Source organism: Actinomycetota bacterium (genome assembly GCA_036280995.1).
Classification (GTDB): Bacteria; Actinomycetota; CALGFH01; order CALGFH01; family CALGFH01; genus CALGFH01.
Map to the genome: position 1 here is coordinate 1 of DASUPQ010000280.1, position 2,761 is coordinate 2,761.

Sequence of the window (2,761 nt, forward strand, 5' to 3'; positions counted from 1 at the left end):
GCTGTTCATCTCCGGCAGCGCCGACCACCTGATGCCGCCGTCGATCCAACGCTCCAACGCCAAGCACTACAACGACAACGTCATCACCGAAGTCAAGGAGTTCGACGGGCCTCATCTGCTGCCCGCGGCGCCTGGCTGGGAGACCGTCGCCGACTACGCACTCGACTGGGCCGAGAAGCACGCCAGCATCGCCCACCGCAGGAGCGACGCGGCGCACTGAGGCGCGATTGCGGCTGCGTCCTGAGCTCGTTCGAAGGACCTTTGATGTTGCCCTTCGACAGGCTCAGGGCGCGAATGCGGGAGCCCGTCTCGTACGGTTGAGGGGACTTACCGCGCGAGGTTGCCGCCTACCGCATCAAATTTGCCGCGGTAGGTGACGGTTTCACACGTACGCCAGATTCAAGTGGTCGTCGCAACACCTGTGATGGAGGTGTGTGGTGACGTATTCGATGGTGGTTCGGTGTGAGGCGTTGGCGTTGGTGGCGCAGGGCGTGTCGTGTGGGTCGGCGGCGGCGGCGGTCGGCGTGTCGGCGACGACGGTGAAGCAGTGGCGGGCGGACAGTGTCGGGGTGATGGAACGATCCGCGGCCGAGAGCGGCCGCTATCTGAGTCGGGAAGAACGCTATGAGATTGCCCGGTTGCGGGACGCGGGCTGGTCGATCTGCTCGATCGCGGACCGGCTGGGTCGGTCGGCGTCGACGGTGTCGCGGGAGCTGAGCCGCAACGCCGACGGGCAGGGGGGCTATCAGCCGGAGCAGGCCGACCAGCTGGCGTTGCGGCGCCGGCGGCGGCCGCGATCGACCCGGCTGCAGCGCTGCCCGCGGCTGCGGGCACGGGTGCAGCAGCAACTGAAGGAGCGTTTGTCGCCGGAGCAGATCTCGGGTCGGCTGCGGCTGGAGTTCGGCGACGATGAGTCCATGCGGATCAGCCACGAAAGCATCTACCAGGCCATCTATGTGCATCCACGGGGGGAGCTGAAACGTGAGCTGCGGGCGCATCTGCGCACCGGCCGGGACCGGCGGCGGCCGCGGAACACCCGCCGGCACCGGGGCGGGGCGATCATCGACCCGGTCTCCATCCATGACCGGCCGGCCGAGATCGAGGGCCGGCTGGTACCCGGGCACTACGAAGGCGATCTGATCGTCGGGCCACTCGGCGCCCCGGCGGTGATCGCGACCCTGGTCGAACGCAGCTGCGGCTACCTCCGGCTGATCCACCTGCCGCTCGACCGGTCCGCCGAGACGGTCACCGCCGCGCTGATTGCCGACGTCGAGCACGGGCCGTGGACCACCCGCAGCATCACCTGGGACCGGGGCGCGGAGCTGGCCCAGCACAAGCGGTTCCTCGCCCAGACCGGGATCCAAATCTACTTCGCCGATCCCCACGCACCCTGGCAGCGAGGCAGCAACGAGAACACCAACGGCCTGCTACGGGAATACTTCCCGACTTGTATGGGGTGCAGCGAGTGCCGTGATCGGGTCAACTGCCCGTAGCGTCTCGTAGGACATCGGGCGGGCTGACTCGAATACTTCCTGCCGCCTTTCGGCTGGCTCGCTTTGGGTGTGTCGCCCGCCCGGTGTCTGTTCGCGGCTTGACTCAACAGAGGCGTGACCATGAGGCACTGGCGAAGGTATCTCAAAGTCGGGTTGTCAGCCGCGGATCCCTCTACCCATCGACAGAAGGGACCGTCGCCGTGATGCTGATCGGTATTGATCCGCACAAGACCACCCATACCGCCACCGCGGTGGAACCCCACACCAACCAGGAGGTGGCGTCGATCCGGATCGACGCCAGCCTGCGGGAGTACCGCCGAATGCTGACCTGGGCCAACCAGTGGCCACAACGAAGGTGGGCCGTGGAGAACGCTGAGGGACTCGGCCGGCATCTGACGTCGTGGCTGCTGGCCCGCGGCGAGCAGGTCGTCGACGTGTCCACGGCCGCGACGGCCCGGGTGCGGCAGCTGTCCCGTGGCGGCGGCCGCAAGAACGACCGGATCGACGCCAGCGCCGCCGCCTGCGTTGCCGCGCTGCAAGGCGATGGCCGACCGTTGCAGGCCGAAGGTCATGCCGATGCCCTGGCGGTGCTCGATGAGCGGCGGGTCAACCTGAGCCAGTCTCGGGTCCGGGCGGTGAACCAACTTCACGCGCTGTTTCGGGCGCTCATCGCCGGCGGGGCACCTCGGGACCTGTCCGCTGCGGCCGCCTCCGCGCTGCTGCGCACGGTCCGGCCTCAAGGAGCGGTCGAGCAGGCTCGCAAGTCTGTCGCCAAGGACCTGGTGGCCGACATCCGATCCCTGGACACCCAGCTGAAGCAGAACGCTCGGGCTATCGCCGAGCTCGTCGACGCCGCCGGCAGCACGTTGACCCACACGGTCGGGGTCGGTCCGATCACGGCGGGCCGGCTGATCAGCAGGACCGGACGGGCCAGCCGCTTCCCGACCTCGTCAGCCTTTGCCAACTACGCCGGCGCCGCCCCCGTCGAGATCGCCAGCGCCGACAAGAGCCGCCACCGGCTCTCCCGTCACGGGGACCGCCAGCTCAACTCCGCCCTGCACACCATCGCCATCACTCAGATCCGGATGCCCAGCAGCCGCGGCCACCACTACTACAAGACCAAGCTGGAACAAGGAAAGACCCCACGCGAAGCAGCCCGATGCCTGAAGAGACGCATCGCCGACCACATCCGGCGAACCATGATCAACGACGAACGGCGCGCGACGGGTCCGGGAGGACACCTGGGGACGACTCTGCAATCCAGCGTG

Annotated in this window: 3 protein-coding genes; all 3 read left to right on the forward strand. The window is 68.0% G+C overall.

The window, feature by feature from the left end:
- Positions 1–220: alpha/beta hydrolase (locus VF468_09335; GenBank protein ID HEX5878509.1), on the forward strand; the 220-nt coding region annotated here is incomplete at its 5' end.
- Between the two features lie 217 nt (positions 221–437).
- Complete coding sequence (locus VF468_09340; GenBank protein ID HEX5878510.1) at positions 438–1,493, forward strand: IS30 family transposase; 1,056 nt, start codon at positions 438–440, stop codon at positions 1,491–1,493.
- Positions 1,494–1,693: 200 nt separating this feature from the next.
- The coding region (locus tag VF468_09345) for an IS110 family transposase (protein ID HEX5878511.1) at positions 1,694–2,761 on the forward strand (1,068 nt) is incomplete at its 3' end.